Annotated in this window: 25 protein-coding genes; 6 read left to right on the top strand and 19 right to left on the bottom strand. The window is 65.3% G+C overall.

Annotated elements, in window-relative coordinates; translation table 11 throughout:
* The first annotated feature begins 2 nt into the window (after nucleotides 1-2).
* The 4 genes from KI610_RS19930 to KI610_RS19915 are packed head-to-tail and all read left to right on the top strand — an operon-like array spanning nucleotide 3 to nucleotide 3,451.
* Nucleotides 3-761, top strand: a complete 759-nt coding sequence (locus KI610_RS19930; protein ID WP_226496674.1) for a glycosyltransferase family 2 protein — start codon at nucleotides 3-5, stop codon at nucleotides 759-761.
* A gap of 9 nt (nucleotides 762-770) precedes the next feature.
* Nucleotides 771-1,919, top strand: coding sequence for an HPP family protein (locus KI610_RS19925; protein WP_226496673.1), 1,149 nt, complete (start codon nucleotides 771-773; stop codon nucleotides 1,917-1,919).
* Between the two features lie 7 nt (nucleotides 1,920-1,926).
* On the top strand, nucleotides 1,927-3,126 hold the full coding sequence (locus KI610_RS19920) for a cation:proton antiporter (protein WP_226496672.1): 1,200 nt from the start codon (nucleotides 1,927-1,929) through the stop codon (nucleotides 3,124-3,126).
* 10 nt (nucleotides 3,127-3,136) lie between these two features.
* Nucleotides 3,137-3,451: a thioredoxin family protein gene (locus KI610_RS19915; RefSeq protein WP_226496671.1), complete on the top strand. Its 315-nt coding sequence runs from the start codon at nucleotides 3,137-3,139 to the stop codon at nucleotides 3,449-3,451.
* Nucleotides 3,452-3,456: 5 nt separating this feature from the next.
* Here KI610_RS19915 and KI610_RS19910 read toward each other — a convergent pair whose 3' ends face one another.
* From KI610_RS19910 to KI610_RS19885, 6 genes are all read right to left on the bottom strand, one after another.
* The gene (locus tag KI610_RS19910; protein WP_226496670.1) at nucleotides 3,457-3,711 is read right to left on the bottom strand and encodes a hypothetical protein; all 255 of its coding nucleotides are present in this window, start codon (nucleotides 3,709-3,711) and stop codon (nucleotides 3,457-3,459) included.
* Between the two features lie 54 nt (nucleotides 3,712-3,765).
* Nucleotides 3,766-4,203, bottom strand: coding sequence for a hypothetical protein (locus KI610_RS19905; protein ID WP_226496669.1), 438 nt, complete (start codon nucleotides 4,201-4,203; stop codon nucleotides 3,766-3,768).
* A 93-nt stretch (nucleotides 4,204-4,296) separates the two neighbouring features.
* Nucleotides 4,297-5,016, bottom strand: coding sequence for a 3-oxoacyl-ACP reductase FabG (fabG, locus tag KI610_RS19900; RefSeq protein ID WP_226496668.1), 720 nt, complete (start codon nucleotides 5,014-5,016; stop codon nucleotides 4,297-4,299).
* A gap of 44 nt (nucleotides 5,017-5,060) precedes the next feature.
* Nucleotides 5,061-5,498, bottom strand: a complete 438-nt coding sequence (locus tag KI610_RS19895) for a 3-hydroxylacyl-ACP dehydratase (RefSeq protein ID WP_226496667.1) — start codon at nucleotides 5,496-5,498, stop codon at nucleotides 5,061-5,063.
* Nucleotides 5,492-6,292, bottom strand: a complete 801-nt coding sequence (locus KI610_RS19890; RefSeq protein WP_226496666.1) for a beta-ketoacyl synthase chain length factor — start codon at nucleotides 6,290-6,292, stop codon at nucleotides 5,492-5,494. Before KI610_RS19890 ends, KI610_RS19895 begins: the two co-directional genes overlap by 7 nt.
* Nucleotides 6,289-7,479: a beta-ketoacyl-[acyl-carrier-protein] synthase family protein gene (locus KI610_RS19885; RefSeq protein ID WP_226496665.1), complete on the bottom strand. Its 1,191-nt coding sequence runs from the start codon at nucleotides 7,477-7,479 to the stop codon at nucleotides 6,289-6,291. The genes KI610_RS19890 and KI610_RS19885 overlap by 4 nt, the downstream gene beginning before the upstream one ends.
* Before the next feature lie 172 nt (nucleotides 7,480-7,651).
* Between KI610_RS19885 and KI610_RS19880 the strand changes: the two genes are divergently transcribed.
* Nucleotides 7,652-8,443 carry an alpha/beta hydrolase gene (locus KI610_RS19880; RefSeq protein WP_226496664.1) on the top strand — a complete coding sequence of 264 codons (792 nt, stop codon included), beginning with the start codon at nucleotides 7,652-7,654 and terminating at the stop codon, nucleotides 8,441-8,443.
* Nucleotides 8,444-8,625: 182 nt separating this feature from the next.
* Complete coding sequence (locus tag KI610_RS19875) at nucleotides 8,626-9,951, top strand: anaerobic C4-dicarboxylate transporter (protein ID WP_226496663.1); 1,326 nt, start codon at nucleotides 8,626-8,628, stop codon at nucleotides 9,949-9,951.
* A 42-nt stretch (nucleotides 9,952-9,993) separates the two neighbouring features.
* Here KI610_RS19875 and KI610_RS19870 read toward each other — a convergent pair whose 3' ends face one another.
* The 13 genes from KI610_RS19870 to KI610_RS19810 form a co-directional block, all read right to left on the bottom strand.
* Complete coding sequence (locus tag KI610_RS19870) at nucleotides 9,994-11,175, bottom strand: DUF1615 domain-containing protein (protein ID WP_226496662.1); 1,182 nt, start codon at nucleotides 11,173-11,175, stop codon at nucleotides 9,994-9,996.
* 4 nt (nucleotides 11,176-11,179) lie between these two features.
* Nucleotides 11,180-11,902: a class I SAM-dependent methyltransferase gene (locus tag KI610_RS19865; protein ID WP_226496661.1), complete on the bottom strand. Its 723-nt coding sequence runs from the start codon at nucleotides 11,900-11,902 to the stop codon at nucleotides 11,180-11,182.
* Nucleotides 11,899-12,699 (bottom strand): polysaccharide deacetylase family protein, encoded by an 801-nt coding sequence (locus KI610_RS19860; protein ID WP_226496660.1) that lies wholly within the window; start codon nucleotides 12,697-12,699, stop codon nucleotides 11,899-11,901. Before KI610_RS19860 ends, KI610_RS19865 begins: the two co-directional genes overlap by 4 nt.
* Nucleotide 12,700: 1 nt before the next feature.
* On the bottom strand, nucleotides 12,701-13,345 hold the full coding sequence (locus tag KI610_RS19855; protein ID WP_226496659.1) for an alpha/beta fold hydrolase: 645 nt from the start codon (nucleotides 13,343-13,345) through the stop codon (nucleotides 12,701-12,703).
* 69 nt (nucleotides 13,346-13,414) lie between these two features.
* Nucleotides 13,415-15,742 carry an MMPL family transporter gene (locus KI610_RS19850; RefSeq protein WP_226496658.1) on the bottom strand — a complete coding sequence of 776 codons (2,328 nt, stop codon included), beginning with the start codon at nucleotides 15,740-15,742 and terminating at the stop codon, nucleotides 13,415-13,417.
* A complete protein-coding gene (locus KI610_RS19845; RefSeq protein WP_226496657.1) occupies nucleotides 15,739-16,308 on the bottom strand; it encodes an outer membrane lipoprotein carrier protein LolA in 570 nt (189 codons plus the stop codon). The genes KI610_RS19850 and KI610_RS19845 overlap by 4 nt, the downstream gene beginning before the upstream one ends.
* Entirely contained in the window at nucleotides 16,305-17,216 is a 912-nt protein-coding gene (locus tag KI610_RS19840) for an LpxL/LpxP family acyltransferase (protein ID WP_226496656.1), read from the bottom strand. The genes KI610_RS19845 and KI610_RS19840 overlap by 4 nt, the downstream gene beginning before the upstream one ends.
* Complete coding sequence (locus tag KI610_RS19835) at nucleotides 17,213-17,518, bottom strand: hypothetical protein (protein ID WP_226496655.1); 306 nt, start codon at nucleotides 17,516-17,518, stop codon at nucleotides 17,213-17,215. Before KI610_RS19835 ends, KI610_RS19840 begins: the two co-directional genes overlap by 4 nt.
* Nucleotides 17,505-18,872, bottom strand: coding sequence for an AMP-binding protein (locus tag KI610_RS19830; RefSeq protein ID WP_226496654.1), 1,368 nt, complete (start codon nucleotides 18,870-18,872; stop codon nucleotides 17,505-17,507). The genes KI610_RS19835 and KI610_RS19830 overlap by 14 nt, the downstream gene beginning before the upstream one ends.
* Nucleotides 18,869-19,564, bottom strand: coding sequence for a COG4648 family protein (locus KI610_RS19825; RefSeq protein ID WP_226496653.1), 696 nt, complete (start codon nucleotides 19,562-19,564; stop codon nucleotides 18,869-18,871). Before KI610_RS19825 ends, KI610_RS19830 begins: the two co-directional genes overlap by 4 nt.
* Nucleotides 19,561-19,845 carry a phosphopantetheine-binding protein gene (locus KI610_RS19820; RefSeq protein ID WP_226496652.1) on the bottom strand — a complete coding sequence of 95 codons (285 nt, stop codon included), beginning with the start codon at nucleotides 19,843-19,845 and terminating at the stop codon, nucleotides 19,561-19,563. Before KI610_RS19820 ends, KI610_RS19825 begins: the two co-directional genes overlap by 4 nt.
* An 18-nt stretch (nucleotides 19,846-19,863) precedes the next feature.
* Nucleotides 19,864-21,114, bottom strand: coding sequence for a beta-ketoacyl-[acyl-carrier-protein] synthase family protein (locus tag KI610_RS19815; RefSeq protein WP_226496651.1), 1,251 nt, complete (start codon nucleotides 21,112-21,114; stop codon nucleotides 19,864-19,866).
* Nucleotides 21,115-21,117: 3 nt separating this feature from the next.
* Nucleotides 21,118-21,357, bottom strand: coding sequence for an acyl carrier protein (locus KI610_RS19810; protein ID WP_226496650.1), 240 nt, complete (start codon nucleotides 21,355-21,357; stop codon nucleotides 21,118-21,120).
* Between the last annotated feature and the right edge of the window lie 74 nt (nucleotides 21,358-21,431).

The raw sequence follows: 21,431 nt of genomic DNA, 5'->3' as shown, positions 1-21,431 counted from the left end.
CCATGTCCGCCGCTTCAAAAACCCATCTCGTCCTGATCCCCAGCTACAACCCCGGCCCCAAGGTGCTGGCCACCGTGCAGGCCGCCCGGGCGCAATGGACGCCGGTGTGGGTCGTGGTCGATGGCAGCACCGACGGGAGCGCCGAAAAGCTGCAGGTGATGGCGGCCGGCGATGACGGCCTGAAAGTCATCGTCCTGCCGGAAAATCGTGGCAAGGGCTCGGCTGTGCTCGAAGGCATCACGCTGGCCGCCGCCGCCGGCTTCTCTCACGCCCTGACCATGGACTCTGACGGCCAGCACCCGGCCGACCTGATCCCGGCCTTCATGGCCGCCTCGCAGGCCGAACCGGACAAGATGGTGCTCGGCAAGCCGGTCTTCGCCGCCGATGCACCGGCGCTGCGCGTCAATGGCCGCAAGGTTTCCAACGGCTGGGCCAATCTCGAAACGCTGTGGATGGGCATTGGCGATTCGCTCTACGGCTTCCGCGTCTATCCGATCCTGCCGCTCATCAAAATCATGCGCACCAACCGTTTCATGCGGCGCTTCGATTTCGATCCGGAAGCCGTCGTCCGCCTGTGCTGGGCAGGCGTCCGGCCGCTCAACATCGACGCCCCGGTGCGCTATTTCCGCGCCGACGAGGGCGGCGTCTCGCATTTCAAATACCTGCGCGACAACACGCTGCTGACCTGGATGCACACCCGGCTTTTTCTCGGCTTTGTGGTCCGCTTACCCCTGTTGCTGCTCCGCCGATTGTTCGGCTGAGCCCGGACCATGAACGCTCTGCGCCAGTTTTCCCTGCGTTACCTGATCGCCGATGCTGCCGCGCTGTCACCGCGCGAACGCTGGCTCAGTGCGCTGGCCGGGCTGGTCGGCATCCTCCTCATGCAAGGCATTCTTGCCGTGCTGCCGGCCGGGCCTGGCATCAGCTACCTGCTGGCCCCGCTTGGCGCCAGCTCCGTCATTCTCTTCGCCCTGCCCCACAGCCCCCTCGCCCAGCCGTGGTCGCTGGCCGGCGGCCTGTTCATCTCGGCGCTGATTGGCCATTTTTGCGGCCTGTGGATTGCGCCGGCCTTTCTCGCCGTCGGCGTTGCGCTTGGCCTGGCCATCTGGGTGACGGCCTGGCTGCGTTGCATTCACCCGCCGGGTGGCGCCATGGCCGTCGTCTTTGCCCTGAGCGCCCAGCAGCAACCGACCTCGCTGCTCACGGCATTGCTTAACGTCGGCGCTGCCTTGATGGCCGTGCTGGTGGTGAACAATCTGATTCCCGGCCGGCGCTATCCGCAATGCCTGCCGGCCACGCAGGTTGCCAAAAAGGACAGGCCGGTACGCCGCAGCATCCGCCACGAAGACATTCAGCATGCGCTGGAAAAGCTCGATACCTATCTCGACATCAGCGAGGACGATCTGGTGCGCATCTACGATCTGGCGACGACGCACGCCCACCAGCGCCATGATCGACGCATCTGCAGCGAGGTCATGTCGGCCCCGGCGATCAGCGTCGAGTTCGCCACCGAACTCAATGAAGCCTGGGGCCTGATGCAGGCCAACCATTTGCATGGACTGCCGGTGGTCGACCGCAGTCAGCGGGTGATCGGCGTGCTGACGCTGGAAAACTTCCTGCGCCATGTCGAGCCGGATGGCGAGCAGGGTATCGGCGACAACATCCGTCGCTTGCTGCGGGCTACACCCTCGGCTTATTCCGACAAGCCCGAGGTCGTTGGGCAGATCATGAGCAACCACTTTGCCCGGGCCCAAACGACGACCCCGGTCAGTGAAATTGCCGCCTTGCTGGCCTCGGCCGACCATCCGGTCATCATTCCTGTGCTCGACGAAAGCCAGCGCCTGGCCGGCGTCCTGACCCAGACCGACCTGCTGGCCGCCATTTATCAACGCCAGGCTGCTGCGGCCGCCCGCCACTGAACAAAGCATGAATACGACTGAAATTTTCCTGATCGCCATGACGATCATCTTCACCGTGCCCTGGCTGATCTGGCGGCTCGGCAAGACCGACTATTACGCGCCGCTCGTCGTCGTCCAGATCATCACCGGCATCCTGCTCGGGCCGGGCATTCTCGGCAAGGCCTTCCCGGAGTATTACCAGTTTGTCTTCAACCCGGCCGTCATCCAGTCGTTGAACGGTATCGCCTGGTGGGCGGTCATGCTCTTCGTCATGATCGCCGGCATCGAACTCGACCTCCGGAAAGCCTGGGCACATCGCCGCGAAAGCGGCACCACGGCCGGTTTGGCACTCGGCACACCGCTGCTCTTCGGCTGCGCGGCAGCGGCGCTCATGTTGAGCGTCGATGGCTGGATGGGGCCAAAGGCGCTGACCTGGCAATTCGTTGTCGGCGTCGGCATGGCCTGCGCGGTGACGGCCCTGCCCATCCTGATCCTCTTCATGGAAAAGCTCGAAATCCTGCGCCAGCCCATCGGCCAGCGCATCCTGCGTTACGCCAGCCTCGACGACATCGCGATCTGGGGCGTGCTGGCGCTCATCCTCATGGACTGGGAACGCATTGGCCGCCAGGCCAGCTTCCTCGTCGCCTTCGTCGTTGCTGCCTGGCTTTTCCACAAACTCATGGTCCGGCTGGCCGAGCGCGACCGCTGGTATGTCGCGCTGATCTGGCTCGCCGCCGTCGCCTTCGGCGCCGACTGGGCCGGCCTGCACTTCATGGTCGGTGCCTTCCTGGCCGGGGCGAGCATGGAAGCCGACTGGTTCGACCAGGAAAAAATGGACCTGCTGCGCCACCATGTGTTGCTTGTCATCATGCCGGTCTTCTTCCTGTCCACCGGCCTGCGCACCAACTGGGATGTCGGCGGCGCCGCCGTCTTCATCGCCGCCGCCGTGCTGCTCGTTGCTTCGGTCAGCGGAAAGCTGATCGGCGTCCGGATCGCCGGTCGCATCCTCAAATGGGCACCCGGCGAAGCCAGCATCATCGGCTGGCTGCTGCAGACCAAGGCGCTGATCATGATCATTTTCGCCAACATCCTGCTCGACAAGCAGATCATCACCAGCGAAACCTTCACCGCCCTGCTGCTCATGGCGGTGGTCAGCACCATGCTGACCGTGCCCATGGTCGCCCCGAAGCTGGCGCGAATGAAAGAACTGATCCTGCGTTCCGCCTGAGGAGAGAGCCATGGCCTACGTCGCCAACTACGCCGAAACCGCGCCCGACCGGGCCGAAATCGATGCCCTGCCCGGCTCGCTGCTCATCGAATTTGGCGTCGACTGGTGCCCGCATTGCCAGGGCGCCCAGCCCTTCATCAAGGCCGCCTTGGGCGGCAACGAATTCCGCCACATCAAGGTCGAGGACGGCCCGGGCCGTCGACTCGGGCGGACATTTCGCGTGAAATTATGGCCGACGCTGATCCTCATGCGCGACGGTCAGGAAATCGGCCGCGTCGTCCGGCCAACCAGTACCGGGGAAATCAGCGAACTGCTCGCCGGCTGAATCGTTCAGGCCGGCTGGCGGCGGCGCTGCCAGGCATCCAGTTCGGCGCGCTCGATGAAGGTTTCCAGCCGGTTGATATTGCCCGGCAACTGCCGTCCTTCCCACTGCTCGGTTGCCCAGCGCTTCACATTGGCATGCAGCTCGCCGTGCTCGATGGCGTGGGCCAGGGCGACTTCAACATCGTGCTGGGCATCCGGCCCGGCGGCAAGCGCCTGCGCCGCGTCGTGCAAGCTCAGGCAGCTGTCTTTTGGGGGATTCATGGGACTCCTCCTTCACGGTTTCGGCAGCCTCATTCTAGTCCCGGGCAAACGCCATCAGGCGCGTTTTGTGACCTTTTTCGCCGTCCGGTGGCCGGCCTTGATCTGCGCGATGGCCTCGAGCTGGAAGCGCAACTTGGTGATGGCATCGCGCTCGGCGGGCGCCAGTTCGTCCAGCTTGACGTGCTTGATGAGGACGCCCAGCGCGTCGCCGATGCAGCCGAGCTGCTTGCCGTAGCTGCCGACTTCATCGAGCACTTCCTGCTCAATCTCCGGGTTGCCGCTGCGCCCGAGGTTGATGTTGACCAGCCCGAGCTGGCTGGTCGCTGAGCCAAAGGTCCATGACCACGGATTGATCGCCTGCGTGACGTCGCCGGATAGCGGCATCTGGAATGATTGCCAGGCAGAGAGCGGGTTCTGGAAAAAGTCGAGCGGCGCCGTTGTTTTTGGCTCCGGCGATGTTTTCGCGGTAACGCGGGGATAGAAATCAGGCATGGCGGATTCTCCTAGGCGACGGGTTGAATCCGATCATCCGGCATCGGGCCGGCGCATGCAAGGTGAATTATTTGTCGGGCCCGAAGGCTGACCTCAGATCATCGCACCGTTGATCGAGATGACCTGCCCGGAAATATAGGCGGCTTTTTCCGAAGCAAGGAAAGCGACGAGGTCGGCCACTTCTTCCGGTTTGCCGGCCCGCTTCATCGGCACGAGATTCTTGATCGCCTCGGCGTCGAACGTGCCCTCGATCATGTCGGTGGCGATGATGCCCGGCGCCACGGCATTGACCGTGATGCCGCGGCTGGCCAGTTCCAGCGCCAGCGACTTGCTGGCTGCGTGCAAGGCGCCCTTGGCGGCCGAGTAATTGACCTGGCCGCGGTTGCCGGTGATGCCGGCAATCGACGAAATATTGACGATGCGGCCCCAGCGCGTGCGGATCATCGGCATGGTCAGCGGCTGGGTGACATTGAAAAAGCCGTTCAGCGAGACATCGACGACCGAATGCCACTGCTCGGCGCTCATGCCGGGGAAAACGGCGTCGGCGTGGATGCCGGCGTTGTTGACGAGAATCTGGATCGGTCCCGGCTCGAGCAGCTTTTCCAGCGCGGCGGCTGTTGCGGCGCGCTCGGTGACATCGAAGGCGACGGCTTCGGCACTGCCGCCGGCGGCAACGATCTCGGCGACGACGGCTTCGGCCTTCTCGCGGCTACGGTTGGCGTGGACGATGACGTGATGGCCGTGAGCCGCAAGACGCTTGCAGATCGCAGCCCCGATGCCGCCGCTGCCGCCAGTGACGAGAGCACGTTTCATGAGATTTCCTTTTTGGCCATTATTTCCGGTTGACCGTGGGATTCTCAGCCCAGCGCCGCAGCGTCGAGCACCACGGCGGCGCGGCCTTCGAGCAGGCAGCGGCCGGCGTGGCTGAGCGAGAACTGGTAGAGGATGTTGTTGCTGTCGCCCGACAGGCGTTCGGCATGCACGTCGAGTTCGCCCGGCAGGTCGTCGAGCCAGGCGACATGCAGGCTGACGCTGCGCACGCTGGTCAGGTAGCCCTGGCGCGGTGCGGCATCGTCACCGGCGATCAGCGCGCCGTGGATGGCCATGGCCTGCGCGGCGTATTCGATGCCGTTGGCGGCGCCCAGCCGCCCTTCGGCGCGCAGCGGATTGGCCGGGTCGGTGTGGCTGCTGGCGCGGCAGGTGATCGCCGAGTCGGACCACTCCTTTACCGCATCGAGCAGGCACATGCTGCCTTGATGCGGGATGTGGGCGGCGATCCAGCTTTTGTCTAGCACAGCCTGATGTCGACCTTCAGTTGCATCGGCGGCAGGTAGTCGAGGCAGATCTCGCCGGCTTCGCCGCGCGCCAGTTTTTGCAGCAGCGGCAAGGCGCGCAGGGCCGGGATGGAGACGCGCAGGGCTTCCAGCGCGGCGTCGGCCAGCGGCTCGGCAAGCTTCGTGTCCGGTGTGACGGAAATCGATGCGAGCGAGCGCTCACTGCGTTCCGGTGTCAGCAACAGCGAGACGCCGGCGACATCCGGCACTGGCCGCTTGGCAAACAGCGGCTCGGGATATTCGCTGTCGTAGGCGATCAAAAGTGTGGGCTGGCGGTCGAGAACGACCTGCCCCAGGGCGTCGATCAGGCCGGCGCCGAAGCTCGCGTCGTAGGCGCAGATGACCTGGCACGGCGCCATCGCGCCGGTGGCGATGCCCCAGTAACCGGCGGCGGCGTTATGCACCGAATTGTGGAAACGGGTCGGCGAAATCTGGCGGTCGTCGGTGGCCAGTTGCTCGCACAGGGCGTGGCAGTTGTGGCCGTCGGCGCCCGAGGCGGAGAAGACGGTGGCCAGCGTCGCGACATCGGCGCCGGCGTGGGCGGCGGCTTCGAGACCGACGGCCAGCGTCAGCTTGACGACGCGGCTGGCCCGACGGCGTTCGGCCGGCGGCAGGATGCTCGGTGCCGGCAAAACGGAAGGTGCTGCGGTCAACGGCGTTTCGCCGCGCAAAACGGCGCGGGCACTCGGCCAGTCGGGCAGGCCGGGGGCGAGGAAACCGATGCCTTCGATCCAGGCGGTCAGCGGGCGGCTCATTTGGCGACTCCAAGGATCAGGCTGCAATTGCTGCCGCCGAAGCCGAAGGAATTGCTCAGGGCTCGGCTGACTTTGCCGTTGCGACTTTGCAGCAGGTAATCGACAGGAATGGCCGGATCGACGTTTTCGGTGCCCGGGCTGCCGGGCAGGAAGCCGTCGGTCAGGGTCAGGGCGCAGATGATTGCCTCGACAGCCCCGGCGGCGCCCAGCGTGTGGCCGGTGGCACCCTTGGTCGAACTGCACGGGACGCCGTTACCGAACAGCGCGCTGACGGCCTTGCCCTCGGCGGCATCATTGGCTGGCGTCGAGGTACCGTGCAGGTTGATGTAGTCAATGTCGCCGGCCGTCAATCCGGCCGAGCGCAGCGCGGCCTCCATGGCCATCCGCGCGCCCAGACCTTCCGGGTGCGGCGAAGACATGTGATAGGCGTCGCTCGATTCGCCGGTGCCGAGCAGCAGCACCGAACCCGGCGCCGGTTGCTCGCAGCGTTCAAGCAACGCAAACGCCGCGCCCTCGCCGACCGAAATGCCGTTGCGCGCCGCGTCGTAAGGGCGGCACGGCTGGGCGGAGGTCAATTGCAGCGAGGCGAAGCCATAGAGCGTTGTCAGGCACAGCGTATCGACGCCGCCGACGATGGCTGCGTCGATGCTGCCGAGCGCGAGCTGGCGGGCCGCGGCGGCGAACACCTTGGCGCTCGACGAACAGGCGGTCGAAATGGCCATGGCCATGCCTTCCAGCCCGAAATAATCGCGGGTGAATTCAGCCAGCGAGAAGGAATTATGTGTCGTGCGGTAGTGGAAATCGTCAGGCAACGCACCGGTTTCCGGGTCGCGCCGGCGATAGGCCAGCTCAGTCTGCAAAATGCCGGCCGTGCTGGTGCCGAGGAAGACGCCGACGCGTGTCTTGCCATAACGGGCGATTGCCTCGCGCACGCGGTCGGCAAAACCGTCTGTTTCCAGGCCCATCTGGGTCAGCCGGTTGTTGCGGCAATCGTAGGCGGCCAGCGCTTCCGGCAGCTTTTCGGCGTCGACCGCAGCCACCTCGCCCATCCAGGTATCGAGCTGCACCGTCTCGAAAGCGCATGGCACCAACCCGCTCCGCCCATTGCGCAAAGCCTCGCGCGTGGCATCAAGCCCGCGCCCGAGGCAGGTTGTGGCGGTGTAGGCGGAAAGCAGCAGCGGGGTCACGGTGGCGCTCGAAATGGGGTGACGTGGATTTTAGCAGAGGGGGCGCTTGTAAATGGATGGCATGATTGCCTATCTGTCGATCAGCCCGCTCGTATGTCAGGGATGAATCCCGACTGGCTTGTCGACGCATGAACTTCTTATGATTTTGAGCGCGGGAAGAAGGGAAATGAAGATGCGAGATCTACTCAAAAACTGGTGTGGCCTGGCCTTATTGTTTTTCGTGTCTCTGGCCTATGGCCAAACCGAATCCAAGGTCGTTGATATCCCGACCCGCGCCGGCGTCACGCAGCGCCTGCTGGTGCTCGCCCCGCCCTCACCCAAGGCGGCGGTCATTCTCTTCGCCGGCGGACATGGCGGTTTGCAGATTGTGCCGGATGGCTCTTTTGGCTGGGGCAAGGGGAATTTCCTGATTCGCAGCCGACAGCTGTTTGTCGATCAGGGCTTGCTGACGGTAGTGATCGATGCGCCGTCGGATCGCCAGTCGCCGCCCTTTCTGGCCGGCAATCGCCAGGGGCCGGAGCATGTGGCGGATGTCCAGGCGGTGATCGCCTGGGTGCGCCAGCAAGCGGGCTTGCCGGTGTGGCTGGTCGGGACCAGCCGGGGAACGCAGTCGATTGCCGCGGTGGCGACGCGCCTGAGTCGGGCCGACGGGCCGGATGGTCTGGTCCTGACCTCGACCATCCTGACCGACCCGAAGGCGCCGGCGGTGCCAAGCATGGCGCTGGAAAAGCTGAGCATTCCGGTGCTCGTCGCGCATCATGAGCTGGATGGTTGTAGCCATTGCGCCTACGGCGAAATACCTAGTCTGATGCAGAAGCTCAGTGCCTTGCCGCGCCAGCAGTTGCTGTCCTTCCGCGCTGGTGTCAGCCGGGGTGATCCGTGCGAGGCGATGGCCTATCACGGCTTCAATGGCATTGAGGGCGAAGTGGTTGGCCAGATCGCCGGCTGGATGCTGGGTCGCTGATTCCGGATTTCATTTTTGGCCCATTTTTCGGGTTGACCGTGGCAAGTCTTGCTTTGGCTGATGCAGGTCAACTTCCGCGTAGATTTACCCGGCAGACCGCCTTCTGTCGCCCATTCCCCTGTGGCATAGTGAGCTGAAATTGCTGCGTTGCAGCATATAAGAGTTTGCTTAAGGGGAACATCATGTTTGATTTCTGGATTCAGTTTGCCCTGGTTTTGACCGCTATCCTGATCGGTATCCGGCGCGGCGGGGTGGCGCTTGGCCTGATTGGCGGGCTGGGCGTCGCGGTGCTCAGTTTCGGTTTCCGCGTTGCACCATCCGAGCCGCCGATTACCGTCATGCTCATTATTCTCGCCGTGGTCACTGCGTCGGCGACCTTGCAGGTGGCCGGCGGTCTCGACTGGCTGGTCCAGCAGGCCGAGCGCCTGATGCGCAGGCATCCGCAACAGATCACGATTCTGGCACCGCTCTCCACCTTTCTGCTGACCGTCTGCGTCGGTACCGGCCATGCCGTCTATTCGCTGCTGCCGGTGATTGCCGACGTGGCGCTGAAGACCAAAATCCGCCCGGAACGGCCGATGGCGATTTCCAGCGTCGCCTCGCAAATGGGCATCACGGCCAGCCCGGTGGCGGCGGCCGTGACCACCTTTCTGGCGATGACGGCGAAGACCGATGCGCCGGTGACGCTGGCCCAGATCCTGATGGTCACCCTGCCGGCCGGCCTGATCGGCGTGCTGGCGGCGGCCTTCTGGAGCGTGAAGCGCGGCCTCGATCTCGACAAGGATCCTGAGTTCCTGGAGCGCATGCAGGACCCGGATTTCCGCGCCACGGTCGACATGTCGGTAACGACGCTCGACAAGACGCTACCCAAGTCGGCCCGGCTGTCGGTCGTGCTCTTCTTCACCGGCATCCTGACCATCGTTGCCCTCGCCCTCTATCCCAGCGTGCTGCCATTGGCCAAGGGCAAGCCGATTCCGATGACCACCGTCGTGCAGCTCGTCATGCTCGCCTTCGGCGCCTTCATCCTCTTCGCGGCCGACGTCAAGGCGGCGGCCATCGCCAAGTCGGAAGTGTTCACGGCCGGCATGATCGCCGTCGTCTCGATCTTCGGGATTGCCTGGATGAGCGACACCTTCGTCAAGGCCAACGAGGCTTTCCTCGTTGAAAACATCAAGGCCATGGTTGAGTACGCGCCCTGGACCTTCGCCTTGGCCATGTTCGCCGTCTCCGCCTTCGTCAAGAGCCAGGCGGCGACGCTGACCATCATGCTGCCCTTCGGCCTCGCCCTCGGCCTCAGCCCGCAACTGCTGCTCGGTCTCATGCCCTCCTGCTACGCCTACTTCTTCTTCGCCTTCTACCCGAGCGATCTGGCGGCGATCAACATGGACCGCAGCGGTACGACGCGCATCGGCAAATACCTGCTCAACCACAGCTTCATGATTCCCGGCTGGATCGGCGTCATCGTGTCGACCATCGTCGCCTACTCGCTGGCGCAGATGTATTTCTGATTTCGATTTTGGGTAATTTTTCCGGTTGACCGTGGCAGTCGGCTACTTGCCGCTGCTCCGGCCCAGACAGGTCCGGTAGCGCCCTTCCACCCGCTTGGCGAACCATTCGGTGGTCAGCTTGCGGCTGATTTTCGGACTTTTGAGGTCGATTTGCGGCATGGCTTGCCGGGCGATGGGGCGGCCATTGCGTTCGGCCAGTTCGAAGACCCGGTTGAACAAGGGGCTGCGGCCGAAAGCCGGAGATTTTTCGAGGAGCAGGTCGCGGCGGATTTGCGGGCGGCTCATGTCGAGCTTGGCGGCAATGCCGATGGCGGCTTCCTCAACGCTGCTCGGGACCGAGGCTGGTTTGCCGTCCTCGTAGCGCAGCAGGTCGCCATCCGGCGCCAGCGGCTTGCCGGCGAGCTTGCCGAGCGCCAGCTGGAAGGCGGCATTGCGGCTGCTGTAGCGGCCGGCGTTGAAATCGGCGAAGCGGTAGACGATGCTGTCGTAGGGCACTTCGTAATCGAGCAGGATGGCGCTGCCGAAATAAACGCCGCCGCGCCGCGTGAACACCTCGTCACGAATTTTCTTCGGGATCGAGTACGGGTAGTCGCGTTCCCTGACCTGCTGCGTGGCGAATTCGATGCTGACCTGCATCGGCCCGCCGGTGCGTATCGGGTTGTAGTCGGCGAACAATTGGCGGCCGAAGGGCAACTCGCCGGTCATGTCCTCGAACAGGGCATTGACCTGCTTTTCGGTTTTCAGTGCGTCGATGCGCTCGTTGTAGCTCTTGCCGTCGGGCGATTTCTTGCTCAGCGCGGCGTTGACGAGCAGCAATGGCACGCCGTAACGCCCAGCCCGGCTTTCGAGTTCGCGGCGCACGATGTTGGGCAGGCCGGGCACGCTGGGGTCGGCCTGGAAGCTCGATTCTTGCTCGATGATGGCGATGGCGGCGCAATAGGTTTGCGTCGCGTGCGGCACTTCCAGCGTCCTGAAAGCGGTGTGCAGGTCGTCGGCCCAGCCCTGGCGGTCTTTGGCGTAAGCAGGGATCAGGCGGACGATGCGTTTTTTGACGTCGGCTTCGGCCAGCGAGGTCGGCCAGGCCGTGGCCGTCTTGCCATCGGCCCGGCGCGCCATGTCGGACGGCAATGCGCTGCCCTCTTCCTCGCCTTCCTCGAACAGCGAGCAGCCGGCCAGCGTGGCCAGCAGGAAAGCGGTGAGGATGGCCGGACGGCTGAAACGCATGGCGTTAGGCCGGAACGCGGCAGACCAGCATGACGTTGGCGAAGGGCTTGATGTCGTTCATCGGGTCGGTTTCGACCGTGAAACCAAGGCTTTCAAGCAAGGCGATCCACTCGGCGAGCGGCCGGCAATAGAGGCGTGGCAGGCGGTGGCCGCGCGCGAAAGTGACGGCGTGATCGACCCAATTGCACAGGTGGTAAGGCAGCCCGGCCGAGGCATCGCCGACGCGGGTCAGGAACAGGCCGCCCGGTGGCAGCGCGGCGCGTATGCGCTTGATCACGTCCTTCTGGTGGGCGTGGTCGAAATAATGCAGGGCGTCGAGGATGGTGATGACGTCGGCCTGGCCGAAATCGGCCTTGGTCATGTCGCCCTGCTCTATGCGCAGGATCGGGTGGTCGGCGCCGAAAGCCTTGGCAGCACGGTCAACGTCCTTCTGCATGAGTTCGATGCCGCGCAGGCTCAGCGCCTTGGGCGCGGCCGGCCAGCCCTTCGGCCAGTTACCGGCGTCGTACAGTTTGCGGGCGGCGAGCAGCCACGAAAACAGACTGCCCTGACCGCAGCCGAGGTCGAGGTAACGGCCTTCGGCCGGGAACAGGCCGCGCTTGAGGATCTCGCGGAAGATGCTGTCGGAGGACAGCTTGCCGCGCGAATAGTGGTAGGCGAAATGGCCGCCGCCGATGAAGGGGCGGCTGGCTTCGTCGAGCAGGGTGCGCAGGAAACGCTTGGTCATGAGGTGGCGTCGGGCAAGGTGACGGGGTTGAGTGAATGTTGGCGCAGCGCGGTGATCAGGCGAGGCAGCACGGCGAGGATGACCGGCTGACCATCCGGTGTGCGGGCGGCGTGGCCGTCGTGCAGGAGCAGGATGTCGCCCGGGCCGAGGTCGCGGCTCAGGCGCCGGAAAACAGTTTCCGCGTCGCCGCAGCGCGTGTCGTAGGAGCGGCGCGTCCAGCTCGCCAGCTTGAGGTCGAGCTTGTGCAGCACGGCGTCGAGGAAAGGGTTGCGCAGGCCGGCCGTGGCGCGGAAATAGCGCGGCGTCTGGCCGGTGATGTCGGCGAAGGTGGCTTGCGCTGCGGCGATGTCGGCTTTCATGCGGCCCGGGCCGAAGAAGGCGAAGACCTTGGAATGCGAGTCGCCATGGTTCTCGATGCGATGGCCGCGGGCGACGATTTCGCGGCACAACGCTGGGTTGTCGCGGGCGCGCCAGCCGATGCAGAAGAACGTGGCCTTGGCGTTGGCGGCGTCGAGCAGGTCGAGGACGCGCGGCGTGACTTCCGGGTCAGGGCCATCATCGATGGTGATGGCGACTTCGCGGCGGGCGACGGCATCATCCGGCAGGCTGGTCAGGTTGGGGCCGAGCAGGGTCGTGCGCGGCAGCAGGCCGGCGGTGGTGATGATGGCGTGGTTGATGACCAGCATGCCGAGGGCCCACGGCCACAGCGACGGTGCCAACACGCAGCCGACAGCCGCCGCGGCATGCACGGCGAAGGTGGCTTTGATGGCGAAGGTCGGTTTCCAGCGCGTCGACATGTCAGGTGGCGAAGTGGCCAAGGTTGAGAAAATGTTCCCACAAATCGCGCCAGACTGGCCAGTCGTGGTCGCCCGGCAGGCCACAGCGGGCGGCGGGCGGGAAGCGGTCGGCGATGTCTCGCATGCCTTCGGCGAAGCGGTCCTCCGTTCCGTAGCCGACGAAGACGGGGAAAGCGGCCGGCGGCGCTTTGAGCCAGTTGTAGGCGCGGAACTCGGGGTCGGTCAGGTCGACTTCGGTTGGCTCCCAGATGTCGAGGCCGCCGGCCCGCTTGATGGCGTTGGTGGTCAGCCGGCTGCCGGGGTACGGCGCGATCAGGCAAAGACCATCGACGAGGCCGGGATGATCGGCGTTAAGGCACAACGCGAGCAGGCCGCCGAGCGAGATGCCGCCGAGCCAGACTTGCCGATACTGAGCGCGGGCCGGGATCAGAATCTGTTCGATGACGGCGGGCAGCGCGTCGCCGCTCGACACGGCATCGAGGCCGAGGTCGACGGCGACGATGTCGAGCTTGAGGTGGCGCACGGCGGCGTCGGCGAAAAAGCCGTTGTCGGCGAAGTGCTCGGGCGTCATGTAGGCGCCGGGGAGCAGGACGAGAAGGTTGTCGCCGCCGCCGTCATGGCGCAGGGTGCGGAGCGCGGCGCTCATGCGGCGGTTTCACGTGAAACGTGAGATTTCATTTTTGGCCGTTTTTTCGGGTTGACCGTGGGAAGCGGGCTATTCACCTTCGCGCTCCGAAAAACAGGCCGCCAGTAACAAGGCCAGCACGGCGCCCGGGCCAACCGTAATGCCGACAGCGTGCAGGACCGGCACGCTGGACAGGGCGAGCGTGCCGAAGCCGATGGCGGTGGTCAGGTTGGCGATGGCCATCGAGGCCAGCGTCGGCGCATCGAGCCGGTGTTCCTTGCCGGCCCGGTCGAAGAACAGCGCGTAATTTGAGCCGACGGCGACGATCAGCAGCATGCCGATCAGGTGCATGAGGTGCAGCTGTTCGCCGGCCAGATGCACCCCGGCGATGACCAGGATGACGGCGAGGAGCAGCGGCAGCAGGACGGCGCCGAGCCGGCGGGGGGAGCGCAGCGTGACGGCGAGCAGCGCGACGATGGCGGCGAAGCCGGCCAGCGAGAGCAGCGTTGCCTCGTCGAGATAATCGTTGTAGAGGCGGTCGAATTCGAACTTCATGTCGATGAACAGCGCGCCGCTGCCGGCCAGTTTGGCGCGCACCGGCTCGATGTCCACGCCCTTGACGCCGGCTGGCGGGCGCAGCGGCAGCAGCACGCTCCAGCCGTTTGGCCGTTGCATGAGCAGCGAGTCGACGGCGAGCGCCAGACTCGTGCCGTTGAGCGTTTCGCGGGTGATGGCACCCTGCTCTTTCGCCTTGGCGACTTCGTCGAGGAAGGGGGCGAGCTTGTTGGCAGCGAGCGGGGAATCGGCCTGCGCCAATTGCAGACGCGCCGCCAGTTCGTCGCTGGCTGGCAGACTGGCCCGGCGGGCGGCCTGCGTGGCCTGGCTGGGCAGGAAGCGGGCCGGGCTGTCGTAGCCGCCGATGATGCCCTTTGCCACCAGCGCGTCGAGCTGCTGCCCGGCCCGTTCGGCTGCCTGCAGCGCGGCTTCGCGGTCCGGTGCGGTGATAACGGCCATGTAGCGTGAATCCGGGGCGCCGATGTCGGCGCGCAGCGCCATGTCGGTGGCCGAGTCTTCGGCGCTGACCGTGCTCAGGGCTGACAGGTTCGGGTGCCAGAGCTGGTGGCGGTCGATGACGAGGACGGTTAGCGCCGCGGCGGTGAGCAGAATGACTGGCCAGCGCAGGCCTTGCAACACCCGGATGCCCTGCTTGAGCGGCGGGGCGAGGTGGCTCAGGTCGCGGACCGGATGATCGTTGCCGGCCAGCGCCGGCAGGATGAAACGGGTGACCAGCGCGGCGGTCAGCACGCCGCTCAGCGAATAGAGGCCGAGCTGGGCGAGGCCGGGGAAGCCGGAAAAGAGCAGTGCGGCGAAGCCGCAAACTGAGGTCAGCACGCCCAAACGGATGGTCGGCCAGAAGCGCGCCCGCCATTCGGCCGCGCCGAGCCGGCCGGACTGGACGAAATAATAAATCGAGTAATCGACCGCCTCGCCGATCAGCGCCGAGCCGAAGCCGACGGTGATGCCGAAAACCGTGCCGTAGGCCAGGCTGACGGCGACGATGCCGGCCAGCGCCCCGCTGACCACGGGCAGCAGGCCGAGGCTGAGCAGCCGGGCCGAGCGATAGACGAAGAACAGTACGGCAATGATGGCCAGCGTGCTGATCGATGACAGCTTGCTGACTTCGCTCTTGATCGTTTCGCGCGATGTGACGGCGAAGACGCCTGGGCCGGAAATCACGATCCGCGCGTCGCTGAAGCCGGCGTATTGGGCGCTTTCGGCAAACTGGCTGCGGATGGTGGCGATCGCCTGTTCCTGGGCGTCGGTATCGGAGCCGAGGGCGGCGCTCTGGATCAGCAGCATGGCCCGTTGGCCGTCGCGCGAGGCCCAGACGCCTTCCTGCGTATTGGGCTGGGCGCCGGCGTTGAGGCCGGAGAGCAGTTCGATCATTTCGCCGGTCGGGTCGCGCGGCAACAAGGGCTTGATCATCATGCCGGCCGGCGAGGCGAGCAGATCGACACTATTGGCGATGCTGGCCCGGAGGCCGTCGACGGTGAAGCGTTCGGGCTTGACGGCCGGGCTGAGCAGGTAGCGGTGGCGGAACAGGAAGTCGCGGTCGGCATCGAGGCTGCCGGCCTGGCCGTTCTGGATGGCGACAAATTCGGGCAATTTTTCCAGTCGACCGCGCAACTGGCGCGATGCCGCCGCCCGCTGTGCCGCATCGCCGCCTGCGATGGCGACCATGAGCAGGCGGGTGACGACACCTTCCTTCAACTGGTCGACCAGCACCTGCTGCGCCGCGCTCGGCCGGCCCGGCAGGAAGAAGGACATGTCGGCCGAAAAATGGCTGTTCCAGACGACGATGGCGCCGGCCAGCATGGCCAGCAGCCAGATCAGGAAAGCACGGGCCGCCGCGCTCATTTGGTTTCGATCGGCTCCATATTGAGCACCGAGCGGTCACCGTCGGCCTGCAGGTACTCGATGCTGCGGACCAGACCCCGGCTGCCGCTGACCGTTATGCGCAGGACCAGCGCCGAGATTTTCTGGTCGCTGGGTAGCAGTGTGAGCACCCACTTGTCGGCATTGCCCGATAAATGCAGAGCATAGTTTTTCTCGAGCGCCGCCCGGTTGCCGGAAAGCGTGCCGCGGATGCTGTCGACAAAGGCCAGCGCTTCCGGCTGGTTGGCCAGATTGATGCTGAGTTTCTGCTTCTCGCGCTCGATCGACAGGATGTCCTTGTCGAGCAGCAGCGTTTCCACCTTGGGCACCAGCGTCCGTTTTTCAAGGCGGTCGGGCGCCGTATAACTCATTTCCCCCGACGATACGACGGGCTTGTCGAGCAGCGAGATGTATTTCTTCTCGGTGAATTTGGCCTTGCCACCCTTGTTCCTGGCGAGGTCGGTCATGAGCTGGCCGACATCGAAGGCGGCCGAGGCCGGCAGGGCCAGAATCAACAGAAAAAGACAGCCGAGGAGACGTTTGATCATTTTTTCTGCCAGAAATCGAAGAAGTTGAACCAGTTGTATGGCGCCAGATGGCAATAATGGGTCAGGCGGTCGGCGTAGTGTTGCATGGCGGCGTGGATCGCCATGTCGCGTTCTTCACGCGTCGTCTGCGAAAAATCGGCCAGCGGTTCGAAATGCAACTGGTAGCGGTTGCCGCCCAGATAGAGGCCGGTCATGAAGAAAACCGGGCGGCGCAGCATGGCGGCCATGCGGAAGGGGCCGAGCGGGAACGGCGCCGGTTTGCCGAGAAAATCGCAGTCGACCGTGGCATCGTCGCCCAGCCCGCGGTCGGCCAGCATGCCGACGAGGTAACCCTCGTCGAGTCGGTCGCGGGCCTGCAGCATCGAATCCATGCGGCCGAGCGCGATGATGTCCTGACTGGCCGCCGGGTTGATCGCTTCGAGCGTCGAATTGATTTTGCGGGCGTTTTCCTCGTACATCATCATCGCCACCTTGAGGCCCTGCTGCCCTCGCCCGACGGCGCGCAGGACTTCGAAGCTGCCGAGATGGGCGCCGATCAGCAAGGCGCCGGGGTGCTCGGCGGCCACTTTCTGCACGGCTTCGTTGCCGATAATTTCAATGTCGAACAGGTCGAAACGGTCGTTGAGCAGATAGATCCGATCGTGGATCGTGCTCGCGAAGCTGAAAACATGGCGGAAACCGTCCGACCACTCGGCCCAGCGGTTGAGCGCCAGATGCAGGTAGTCGCGGCTGCAGCGGCGGGCACGCGGCGAGAAGAGGACGAAATAGGCGGCGATGCCGTAGAGGACGAGGCGGCCGACGGCGCGGCCGAAGGTCAGCGAGATCCACACCATGAGCCTGAGGATGGCGAGATTGCTGCGTTCCTGCTGGCGCATCCAGTCGGCGTCGGTCGGCTCTTTCCGGCTCATGGCGCGGTGGCGGTCAGGCTGCCGGAGGCGACGTCGCGCTCGGCGGCACGCACGATGAAAGAAATGGCCCCTCTTGGCTTGGTGGTTAGCGAGAAAGTAAGCGCTTCCTCAGGGCCGACCGGGCTGAAAAATTTGGCGTTGCCGACCTGCCAGTTGAGGCCCGGCTTACCGAGCATTTCTTCGGCGAACAGGATGGCACGGTCGAGCAACACAACGCCAGGCACGATGGGCCGTCCGGGAAAATGGCCGGCGAAGGCCGGATGGTCGGCTGGGACCAGCCAGCGATATTCAGCGTCCGCCATGGCTGACTTTCTCGGCGTAGAGCGCCTGCAGATCGCCGCGCGGCAATTTGCCGGTACTGTTGCGCGGCAGTTTGTCGACGAGGACGAGCGGCCGGGGCAGGAAGATGGCGTCAATGCGCTGGCGCAGTTCGACGCTGACTTGGCGGGAAGTTAGGCCGGGGGCGACGACGAAGGCGGTGAGGCGCGTGATGCCGTCCGGGCCTTCCTCGTCGGGCAGGAAGAAGGCGCCATCGACGACGCCGGGAACGGCGCCGAGCTGGTGGTTGAGGTAGGCCAGCGAGGTGCGCTTGCCGGCGATGTTGACCAGATCGGCGTGGCGGCCATGGAGCAGGAAGCGGTGATCGGGCAGCAGTTCGATGAGGTCGGAGAGCGTGACGCGGCCTTCAACGTGACCGTCGCAGGCGATGGTGTCGTCGCCGTCCTGCTCGAGCCGGACGCCGGGCAGCAGGGTCCACTCCGCGCCGGCTGTGGTGCGCCGGCTGGCCAGCTGGCCGGATTCGGTCGAGCCGTAGATTTCGTGCATCGGCGCGCCGGTGTGAGCTTCAGCTTGAGCGGCCAGCGTCGTCGATAGCGGCGCGGTGGCCGAGAGCAGCAGGTCGACGGGCGGCAGCTCGATTTCGGCCGAGAGCAGCGCCGAGAGGTGGAAAGGCGTGGTGACGAGCAGGCGCGGCTGCGGCACGGCGGCCAGTGCGCCGGCGATGTCCTGCGGATAGAACGGCTTGCCGGCCCAGAAGGCGCAGCCGCCGTGCAGGGCGAGCAGGAAGGTCGATTCGAAGCCGTAGCTGTGCTGGACCGGCACGGTGCCGACGATGGCGTGCGGCCGGCGGTCGAGGCCGAGGGCGACGGCTTCGGCCCGGCCGTTGGCGACGAGTTTGCCCCAGGTCTTGCGCTGGGCCTGCGGCAGGCCGGTGGAACCGGAGGTGAACAGAATGGCGGCAAGATGATCGGCGGGAAACTCGGGGATGGCCGATTTCGTTTTTGGCCCTTTTTTCCGGTTGACCGTGGGAATGCACGAAGAATCGGCCGGGAAATCAAGGCGTGGCAGGTCAAGCGTATCGGCGGCACCGTCGCACAGGCAAACCAGCCCGGCGTACTCGGTCTGCAGGCGGCGGAAGGTTTCCGCTGATTGCGACGAGGGTTGCAGGCTGGTCATGCCGCGCAGCAAGCCGGCCGCGAAGCCGACGGCAAAGCGGTAACGGTCGTGGCAGAGGTTGAGCAGATAGCCGGTGGCCGGCAGTTGTTCGGCCAGCCAGTGGGCATCGGCCAGGTAGTCGCCAACGCTGATCGGGCCGTCGGCCGACCAGGCAAAAACGGCGTCGAGGTCGCCGTGGGCGAGCAGTGGAACCATGTTCATGACGGATTGGCGGGTGGCTGCGGTGTTTCGAGATCGGCGGCGGACGCTTTCTGCTGGCTGCGCATGCGGTAGGCGCTGACGACCTGGGCGATGCTCGGCCGCTCGTCGGGTGGCAGGGCCTTGAGCCGCCAGATGTGTTCGCCGATGAACATGGCGCCGAGCAGTGGCGCCGACAGCAGGTTGGCGTAGATCGACCAGACGGTGTGTGGCGCGAGTAGCCAGAGGACGGCCGAAATGAGCGCATTGCCGAGGAAAAACAGGGTCCACGCCAGCGTCGCCTGGCGCGTGTAGCGGCGCTTGAGTTCGGACAGATTGGCTTCATGCACCGCCCGGGCAAGCTGAGTGATCAGTGCTTCGCCGTCGCCGAGCAGGCTGCGCCCGAACAGCGCGCCGAGCGCCAGGTTGGTGCCGAGGTGCTGGATGAAAAAAAGCAGCGCGATGTTTTCGCGCAGGGTCGGCCAATACCAGGCCAGCCCGCCGAGCATGGCGAGAATGCCGGCGCCGGTCAGCAGCACGTGGCTGCTGCGCCAGAGCAGCAGGCCGAGGGCAGCGCCTATGGGGGCGACGCCAAGGAGTACCGAGAGATCGCCGGAACCTTCGCCGGCGCTGCCGGTGTGGGCCAGGAAGGCCCAGATTGCGAGAAAGACGACGACGGCCAGGCCGCGCAGCAGCTGGCCCGGGGACAGGCTCATTTGGTCCGCTGGGAGGCGATGTGGGCGGACAGGGCGCGCAGCGACGAGAAGATGCGCAGGTTGTCCTCGTTGTCCGACTTGAGCTGGAAGCCGTATTTTTTTGAAATGACCAGGGCGATTTCGAGCACGTCGATCGAGTCGAGACCGAGGCCGTCGCCGAACAGCGGCGCATCCGCTTCGATGTCGGCCGGCGGCACGTCGAGGTTGAGTGCCGTGACGATCAGCTCGGCAACCTCCGGCAACAGAGCTTCGATGATTTCCGGCGAAATGGCTTCAGACATGGCGGTGCTTCCGTGGGGTTACAGGTCGACGGCGCGGAACGCGAGGACCGCGTTGCTGCCGCCAAAAGCGAAGGAATTGGACAGCGCGGCGCGCAGCGGTTGGCCGTGGCGGGCCGTCGCCACGTGGTCGACGCCGGTGCAGTCCGGGTCGAGGGTGCCAAGATGGGCGGTCGGCGGAATCGACCCGTCGCGCAGGGCGAGGACGGTGACGATGGCTTCGATGGCCGCCGAGCCGCCGAGCATGTGGCCGTGCATCGACTTGGTGGCGCTGACCGGCAGGCTTGCCGCGCGCTCGGCGAAAACGGCTTTCAGGGCGGCAACTTCAACCGGGTCGCCTTCGGCCGTCGCCGTGCCGTGGGCGTTGACGTAATCGATGTCGGCGGCGCTCAGGCCGGCGTCGGCGAGCGTGAGCTGGATGGCGCGGATCTGGCCAGCGGCTTCCGGGCGGACGAGATGGCTATGGTCGCAGGTCGTGCCGTAGCCGACGATCTCGCCGTGAATGCGGGCGCCGCGGGCGACGGCATGGTCCCAGTCTTCAAGGACCAGGGCCGCCCCGCCCTCGCCCAGCACCAGGCCGCGGCGCTCGGCCGAAAATGGCTTGCAGGCAGTGGCCGAAGTCTCGGCATCGCCCGGCGCCATGACGCGCAGGGCTTCCCAAGCGCGGGCAACGCCGTAGGCCTGTGGCACATCGGAGCCGCCGGTCAGCATGACCGTTGCTTCACCGCTGCGCACGCGGCGGAAAGCTTCGCCGATGGCAATGGCCGACGAGGCGCAGGCGACTGTGTGGCTCATGCTGACGCCGCCCAGCCCGAGCTGGATCGAAATGTGGGCGTTGGCCGAACTGTTCATGCCGAGCAGGACGGTCAGCGGCGACAGCCGTTCGCGGCCCTTCTGCCAAAGCTCGCGGTAGCCCTTTTCGTAGGCCATCGTGCCGCCGAGGGCGGTGCCCCAGGCAACGCCCCAGTCGTCGCGGTTTTCAGCTTCGTTCTTGCGCGGCAGGCCGGCATCGTCCCAGGCGCTGAAGGCGGCAGCCATGGCGAACTGGGCGAAGCGGTCCATCATGCTGGCCAGCGGCTTGCCGAGCGCGACATCGGGATCGAAAGCGGGACAACTGACGAAAGGCATCGACAGCGGTCGCGGAACGTCGTCGGTCAGCAGGTAGCCGACGGCCGATTGACCGGCGCACAGGCGACTGAAGAAATCCGTGAGGTCGCCGCCATAAGGGCTGACCAGCCCAAGGCCAGTAATCGCCACCCGCCGCTGGCTCATGGCTCAGCTCTTCGACTGGGCGATCAGCCCGTCCATCAGCGCAACCATCTCGCCAACGGTCCGGGGAGTTTTGATGTCGCGAGACAGCTTGATGCCGAAGCGATCCTCGAACTCGAACATCAGTTCGAGCATCATCAGCGAGTCCACGCCAAGCTCAGCCAGCACGGCGCCGGGAACGACATTTTCCGGCTCGACGCCGAGGCGGTCCTTGAGAAAATCGCGAATCAGGCCAATGGATTCCATAGACCCGCGATTTTAGCTGAAAGCCCATGTTTTCCAAAGGTTTCCCCCCATACTCTTGCGCTGGAGTATCGTTC

The organism is Ferribacterium limneticum, assembly GCF_020510565.1.
Taxonomy (GTDB): Bacteria; Pseudomonadota; Gammaproteobacteria; order Burkholderiales; family Rhodocyclaceae; genus Azonexus; species Azonexus limneticus_B.
This window is presented reverse-complemented; position numbering and strand designations above follow the sequence as displayed.